Source organism: Pseudoalteromonas sp. S3260 (assembly GCF_005886925.1).
Taxonomy (GTDB): Bacteria; Pseudomonadota; Gammaproteobacteria; order Enterobacterales; family Alteromonadaceae; genus Pseudoalteromonas; species Pseudoalteromonas tetraodonis.
Window position 1 is genome coordinate 1 of sequence record NZ_PNCV01000189.1, and the last position, 6755, is coordinate 6755.

A 6755-nucleotide genomic window follows, 5' to 3' on the forward strand; every position below is an offset into this window, starting at 1 on the left:
ACACGGAGTGGCGTCGATGGGGAGTTCACAGATGTGGTGATGGAGGAGGATGACTCGGGTCTGCGTTTAGTGAATACTATTCGAGAGGTCATCGGTAACGCAGAAATGCGTATTGTGCTGTTAAGAGGCAACCTGGTTTTGCACCAGAGAGCGGTATCATGAAAATGCTCGATATCGATGAATACTGGAATAAATCAGATATTACAGCAGATAAGCTGCAATCAATTGTTAATAGTAACATACGTACATGGGAGTATATTTCACAAATTAGGTCAGCTAAGCAAGGTTTATAGCTGGTGCTTGAAGCATCTAGAAGTATTAACGCTAAGCACGATATGGCCTCTTTCCTATGCTGTGCTTAAAGAAATTAGCAGTTTCAAAATCAGCTATTAGCCTTGTCACATAAATTACATATTGAAAAGATAGAACTAGATATCGTTAACCGTGAGCTTGATACCACAATTAAGCAGCAGCAACTGCAAGAAGGGTTAATTGAAGCGCAAAAACTTTCCTCATTAGGGTTGCTCGTGGCAGGTGTTGCTCATGAAATGAATACGCCTATCGGTGGAACCGTTATTTCTGTTTCAAATGCAGATATGGCATTGAATAAATTAAATGAAGCGATGAAACAGGGGCAGACTAAATCAACGTTAGAAAGCATTACAACAAGTATTGGAGAGAGCCTAGCGCTGGCTAAAATTAATTTAAATAAAACCGCCGTATTAGTAAAAAGTTTTAAAAAATGGCGATTGATCGCCATAATGATTAATTTATAGCATGTGATATTGAAAAAATTATTGAAGAGCTATTATTGTCATTAAACTCCAGGTTAAAAAATTCGCCAATAAAAGTGAAAACTGTTTTTTACTTAATAAACATATAATTAGCTTGCCAGGTATTATTTCTTAGGAGGTCGAAAACTCAGTGGTTAATGCGCTAAACCATGCTTTTGATGAAAAGCAGGAGAGTGTAATAGAAATAAAAGTCGAACAAGCGACTAATAATAGGGTGAGGCTGAGCGTGTCAGATAATGGCAAAGGTGCTAATAGTGAGATAAAGGCAGATATATTTGAACCCTTTTATACTACAGCTAGAGGTAAAGGTAACACGGGTTTAGGTTTATATATAGTTTATCAATGGGTAACCCAGGTTTTAAAAGGGGACATCAAACTTCATTCAGAACCACAAAGCGATACCTATTTTAAAACACAATTTATTATTACTTTACCTGACTTAAAAGCAAAGTCTCATTACGATTAGTCAATAAAGGCTAAAAACCCTACAAGGGGGTCGAAACTAACTCTTGAAAATTAGGGGTCACCACTAAATACGATCCTTGAGTATACCAATCGCCCAATACTGTGCGAGTAAGCGTTTGGTTATTAACTTCATAGGTATGTACATCAGGGCGGTGAGTATGGCCGTGGATCATATTAGCCACGTTATGTTTGGCGAAGGTTTCGAGTACTGCGCTTTGCACCACATCCAGTATTTCTATTGGCTTATTAGCTTGGCTGAGCTTACTTTTTTCACGTGCATCACGGGCTATTTTTTTACGATACCACAATGGCATAGCAAGCATAAGTTTAGGCCACCACCAACCACGGCTCTTTCGACGAAACTTTTGGTACTCAACATCCTGGGTACACATTTCATCACCGTGCAAAATGACAGTAGGAGTGCCGTAGAGGTCGATCACTGTTTGCTCATTCAGTAAGGTCATTCCTGCCATATCGGCGTACTGTTCTCGCATGATAAAGTCGCGATTACCGTGTACAAAATAGATAGGAATACCTAAGTTATTAACCGCTTTTAGTTGTTCTGCCACTGCTGCTGAGAGTTCGCTAACATAATCGTCACCAACCCAAACTTCAAAAAAATCACCTAAAATATATAGGGCGTCTACTTTTTGAGGAACAATATGGGAGTGTAAAAATTTAAAAAATGCCGCTGTAATATCTGGGCGATTTTCACTCAAATGTAAATCGGCGATAAAGTAGGTTTGGCGAGTCATGGTGATTCCATTTAGATAAAAGCGGGTGAATACCCGCTTTATGTATTCTTTGAAGAGTAATGCGGTCTTAGCTGACAGTTACACTTTCAATTACCACATCTTCAAGTGGTACATCTTGGTGGAAGCCATTGCTACCTGTAGCAACACCTTTGATTTTATTTACTACGTCCATGCCTTCTACTACTTCAGCAAACACACAGTAACCCCAGCCCTGTGATGTTTCACTGCTGTGGTTTAAAAAGTCGTTGTTATTTACGTTAATAAAAAATTGCGCTGTAGCTGAGTGTGGATCAGGCGTGCGTGCCATTGCTAATGTACCTACTTTGTTAGATAGGCCGTTGTTCGCTTCATTTTCAATTGGGTCGTTTACTTCTTTTTGTTCCATACCCGGTGCAAAACCACCGCCTTGAACCATAAAACCATCAATTACACGATGAAAAATAGTGCCGTTATAAAAACCTGAGTTTGCATACTCTAAAAAGTTTTTTACTGTATTTGGAGCTTCGCTTTCGTGCATTTTAATGGTGATATCACCAAAATTTGTGTGTAGAACAACCATGAGATTTCCTATAGCTGGTTTGAATATTGACGCTATTTTATCGTAGTTGACCCAGATTAACAAAGAGCTTTGATAAACCGCTAGAGCCCATGCTTAGCAAGTGGTAACATAGCTTTTCTGTTAATCGTGAAGGAAAGCAACTAAATGGTACAAATATACAACACACTGACACGCCAAAAAGAAGAGTTTAAACCTATGGTCGATGGAAAAATCGACATGTATGTGTGTGGTATCACCATTTATGATTACTGTCACATTGGCCATGCACGCACATTTGTGGGTTTTGATGTAATTGTTCGCTACCTTCGCCACTTAGGTTACGATTTAAAGTATGTACGTAATATTACCGATGTTGATGATAAAATTATCAAGCGCGCAAATGAAAACGGTGAGGCGATTAACGACTTAACCGTGCGTATGACTAAAGCCATGCATGAAGACTTTGACAGTTTAAATATGCTACGTCCTGATATAGAGCCAACCGTAACCGGCCACATGGATGAAATTATTGCTATGGTTGAGCGTTTGATTGCCAAAGGCCACGCTTATGTTGCAGCCGATGGCGACGTTTTATTTGATGTTTCTACCTTTGAGCAATACGGAGCTCTTTCGCAACAAGATTTAACCATGTTGCAATCAGGTTCGCGTGTTGAAGTAGCTCAAGATAAAGACGATCCTCTTGATTTTGTTTTATGGAAAAAAGCCAAAGCAGGGGAGCCGTCGTGGTCATCACCTTGGGGTGAGGGTCGCCCTGGTTGGCACATAGAATGTTCAGCAATGAGCTCTAAGCATTTAGGTGAGCATTTTGATATTCATGGTGGTGGTTCAGACCTACAGTTCCCGCACCACGAAAACGAAATCGCGCAATCATGTTGTGCAAATAATGGCCAGTATGTAAATACTTGGATCCACACCGGTATGGTACAAGTGAACAAAGAGAAGATGTCTAAATCGTTAGATAACTTTTTTACCGTTCGTGAGGTATTAAAACAATATGACGCAGAGTCGGTTCGTTACTTTTTAATATCAGGTCATTACCGCAGTCAGCTCAATTACTCTCAAGAAAACTTAGACCAAGCACGTTCGTCTCTTGAGCGTATTTACACCGCATTACGTGGCGTTGAGCCAGTTGAATGTGAGCTTGAAGGTAATGAGTATGTGGCTAAGTTTAGAAAAGCCATGAATGATGACTTTAATTCGCCAGAAGCATTACCGGTTGTGTTTGAAGTTGCTAAAGAGCTAAATCGTGTAAAAGACAGTGATAGCGAAAAAGCAGGACATTTAGCCTTTATTCTACGTAGCTTAGGTGAAATACTTGGTATTGCTCAACAAGCACCAGAGGCATTTTTACAAGGCGGTCAAAACGACGATGAAGTGGCTGAAATTGAGGCACTGATTGTAAAACGTAATGACGCACGTGCCAGTAAAAATTGGGCTGCAGCAGATGAAGCTCGCGATGCTCTAAATGCGTTAGGTGTAGTACTTGAAGATTCAGCGGGAAAAACAACGTGGCGTAAAGCTTAGGGTTTGTTGAGCTTTGCGGATTTAGCCATAACGCGCTGAACACAAAAAAAGGGTTGCCATAGGGTAACCCTTTTTTGGTTATATCAATTGCATTAGATTGATTATGCTTTTAATAAAATTGATATTGTTGACCTCAATTATAGTTGAGGTTTTAAACTCGCATTCATCAATTTAAAAATGGAAAATTAATGAATATTTTACTTGCCATGATCCCAGCTTTTTTATGGGGAACGACTTATGCGGTAACTAAATACGCAACCCCAGAGTGGCCGCCAATCTTGCTAGGAGCCATACGTGCACTCCCTGCTGGTTTATTATTGTTGTTATTTAAACCTTCTTGGCCAACGGCTAAACAGTGGCCAGGCATTTTTCTAATAGGCGCAATCAATATTGCGTTGTTTTTTAGTTTTATTTTTGTAATGGCGATTAATTTACCTGCTGCGATTGCAGGTGTCGGTATGGTGTCTGTACCGGTAGTGGCATTATTGTATGCTTGGCTTGTTAAACGACAACAGCCAGCGCTAGTGCAAGGATTTTGTGCCCTTGCTTTAGTGGTTTTAGCATGGCGCTTATTTGACCCACAACATATTGCACTTAATTTATTGGGAGTAGTGGCACTGATAGGGGCGCTATTGACTATTGTTATAGGCAGTACGCTGGTAAAAAAAGTGACCGCTAAAGTACACTGGTGGACAGTATTAACGTGGCAATTAATCATTGGTGGCAGTTTGCTAGCGATTGCTGCTGCAATACAGGCTTTTTATTTTGCTCCTCTGCAGTATCAATTTTTAACTGCATCAATAAATACCACGCAATGGCTGGCGTTATTTTGGCTAGTGGTCCCTAATACTGCTTTGGCTTACATCCTATATGTTTGGTTATTAGGGCGAATGTCAGTAGTTGAATTTACTTTTGGCACTATAGCTAACCCAATTGCCGGCATTTTATGCGCAGGGTTATTGATTAACGAACAATATGAAAGTTGGCAGTACGCGATTATGTTATTAATGATCGTATTTTCGGTATTGCCACAAGGCTTGGCATTAATAAAACGAAGAATGATGATACAAAAAGCCCGCAATTAAGCGGGCTCTTCATTACTTTATTTTTTGTTTATTGTGATATTTCTCACACGCTTCTAACGTATTTTCAATTAGACTGGCAACAGTCATCGGGCCCACACCGCCTGGTACAGGGGTAATAAAGTCAGCTTTTTGTTCTGCAACGGCGTACTCTACATCACCCACTAATTTACCGTTGTCTAAACGGTTAATACCTACATCAATAACAATGGCGCCGTCTTTTATCCAATCGCCAGGAATAAATTCAGGTTTACCCACTGCTACAACCAGTAAGTCAGCACGACGTACATGCGTTTCTAAATCTTGGGTGAACTTATGGCAAACAGTGGTGGTACATCCGGCGAGTAACAGCTCAAGTGACATAGGTCGACCCACAATATTAGAGGCACCAACAACCACAGCATGCATGCCTTTGTAACGTACGCCGGTTGAATCTAGTAAAGTAATAATACCCTTAGGTGTACATGGACGAAGAGCGGGCATACGCTGTGCTAATCGGCCAATATTATAAGGGTGAAAACCATCAACGTCTTTGTGTGGAGTAATACGCTCAAGAATTTTTTCTGCATCTAAGCCCTCTGGTAAAGGGAGCTGCACTAAAATACCGTCAACTTCGCCATCAACATTCAATTCATCAATTAATGCTAATAGCGCTTGCTCTGTTGTGTCTGCGGGTAAATCAAATGATTTAGAAATAAAACCAACCTCTTCACAGGCTTTACGCTTTGAACCAACGTAAACTTGGCTTGCTGGATCTTGTCCAACAAGCACCACAGCTAATCCTGGGGCTCTAAGGTTTTGTGCAACACGTTCTGAAACTCGTTCAGCCACTGCGCTACGTACTTGTTTTGCTACTGCTTTACCATCAATGATGTTTGCCGTCATGGGTGACCTTTAATTAGGTTAATTAACTTGATACCGATACATTTAAAAAACGAATGCATATATAGGGGTTAAAATGCCGATAAAGAAAAAGACCTTCACCTTACTCATTTTTTAATATGGCGGCTATTTTCGCAGAAAAGCGGTTGAGCGCCAAGTTGCTTTTAAATTATAACCCCCGAATTATAAAAAAGAGTTTAAATTTTATCCCTGTATCGTAATATTTGACCATTATGAACTAAAAATGAGCAATTGATTTGTTTTCTTAAAAAAACGTTTGACCTAACCCGGTCAAATCACTATTATGCACCCCGTTGTCAACGAGGTCACTCGCAGGCAATAGTAAGTATCGGCGATTAGCGCAGTTTGGTAGCGCACTTGGTTTGGGTCCAAGGGGTCGCAGGTTCAAATCCTGCATCGCCGACCATTTTTTATGTTTATTCATAACAATTTAACTTACTAGTGAACTATGAAGTTTTCGATGCGCCCATAGCTCAGCTGGATAGAGCAACGCCCTTCTAAGGCGTCGGTCGAAGGTTCGAATCCTTCTGGGTGCGCCATTTTGAAAACACTGTAATGCCGTGGTGATTGTAGCTCAGTTGGTAGAGCCCCGGATTGTGATTCCGGTTGTCGTGGGTTCGAGCCCCATCAGTCACCCCAATTTACAAAAAGAATATCGGCGATTAGCGCAGTT

The 6755-nt window shown here is 40.5% G+C and carries 7 protein-coding genes, 3 tRNA genes and 1 pseudogene; 8 read left to right on the forward strand and 3 right to left on the reverse strand.

Features of this window, described 5'->3' with window-relative positions; all coding sequences use genetic code 11:
* From CWC14_RS18045 to CWC14_RS19860, 3 genes and pseudogenes are all read left to right on the forward strand, one after another.
* Positions 1-375, forward strand: a pseudogene (locus CWC14_RS18045) (DUF3369 domain-containing protein); the annotation flags it as partial.
* A 20-nt stretch (positions 376-395) separates the two neighbouring features.
* The gene (locus CWC14_RS19855) at positions 396-776 is read left to right on the forward strand and encodes a sensor histidine kinase (protein ID WP_249928783.1); all 381 of its coding nucleotides are present in this window, start codon (positions 396-398) and stop codon (positions 774-776) included.
* A gap of 148 nt (positions 777-924) precedes the next feature.
* On the forward strand, positions 925-1260 hold the full coding sequence (locus CWC14_RS19860; RefSeq protein WP_249928784.1) for an ATP-binding protein: 336 nt from the start codon (positions 925-927) through the stop codon (positions 1258-1260).
* Positions 1261-1279: 19 nt separating this feature from the next.
* Here the strand turns inward: CWC14_RS19860 and CWC14_RS18055 are convergent, their stop codons facing one another.
* Positions 1280-2014 carry a UDP-2,3-diacylglucosamine diphosphatase gene (locus CWC14_RS18055; RefSeq protein ID WP_036981895.1) on the reverse strand — a complete coding sequence of 245 codons (735 nt, stop codon included), beginning with the start codon at positions 2012-2014 and terminating at the stop codon, positions 1280-1282.
* A gap of 67 nt (positions 2015-2081) precedes the next feature.
* Positions 2082-2573, reverse strand: coding sequence for a peptidylprolyl isomerase (locus tag CWC14_RS18060; protein WP_013465455.1), 492 nt, complete (start codon positions 2571-2573; stop codon positions 2082-2084).
* 144 nt (positions 2574-2717) lie between these two features.
* Here CWC14_RS18060 and cysS point away from each other — a divergent pair, with 144 nt between their 5' ends.
* Positions 2718-4097: a cysteine--tRNA ligase gene (cysS, locus tag CWC14_RS18065; RefSeq protein ID WP_013465454.1), complete on the forward strand. Its 1380-nt coding sequence runs from the start codon at positions 2718-2720 to the stop codon at positions 4095-4097.
* A 188-nt stretch (positions 4098-4285) separates the two neighbouring features.
* The gene (locus tag CWC14_RS18070) at positions 4286-5182 is read left to right on the forward strand and encodes a DMT family transporter (RefSeq protein ID WP_138564280.1); all 897 of its coding nucleotides are present in this window, start codon (positions 4286-4288) and stop codon (positions 5180-5182) included.
* Positions 5183-5194: 12 nt separating this feature from the next.
* Here the strand turns inward: CWC14_RS18070 and folD are convergent, their stop codons facing one another.
* On the reverse strand, positions 5195-6064 hold the full coding sequence (folD, locus tag CWC14_RS18075) for a bifunctional methylenetetrahydrofolate dehydrogenase/methenyltetrahydrofolate cyclohydrolase FolD (protein WP_076922194.1): 870 nt from the start codon (positions 6062-6064) through the stop codon (positions 5195-5197).
* 347 nt (positions 6065-6411) lie between these two features.
* On the opposite strand from folD, the gene CWC14_RS18080 reads away from it, so the two are divergent.
* From CWC14_RS18080 to CWC14_RS18090, 3 genes are all read left to right on the forward strand, one after another.
* A tRNA-Pro gene (locus CWC14_RS18080) sits at positions 6412-6488 on the forward strand.
* Positions 6489-6544: 56 nt separating this feature from the next.
* A tRNA-Arg gene (locus CWC14_RS18085) sits at positions 6545-6621 on the forward strand.
* Positions 6622-6645: 24 nt separating this feature from the next.
* Positions 6646-6721, forward strand: a tRNA-His gene (locus CWC14_RS18090).
* Positions 6722-6755 lie beyond the last annotated feature (34 nt).

What these genes read in the sequence shown, in the direction of transcription:
- CWC14_RS18055 (WP_036981895.1), bottom strand. Translation starts at nt 2,014, where the DNA reads ATGACTCGCCAAACCTACTTTATCGCCGATTTACATTTGAGTGAAAAT.
- CWC14_RS18060 (WP_013465455.1), bottom strand. Translation starts at nt 2,573, where the DNA reads ATGGTTGTTCTACACACAAATTTTGGTGATATCACCATTAAAATGCAC.
- cysS (WP_013465454.1), top strand. Translation starts at nt 2,718, where the DNA reads ATGGTACAAATATACAACACACTGACACGCCAAAAAGAAGAGTTTAAA.
- CWC14_RS18070 (WP_138564280.1), top strand. Translation starts at nt 4,286, where the DNA reads ATGAATATTTTACTTGCCATGATCCCAGCTTTTTTATGGGGAACGACT.
- folD (WP_076922194.1), bottom strand. Translation starts at nt 6,064, where the DNA reads ATGACGGCAAACATCATTGATGGTAAAGCAGTAGCAAAACAAGTACGT.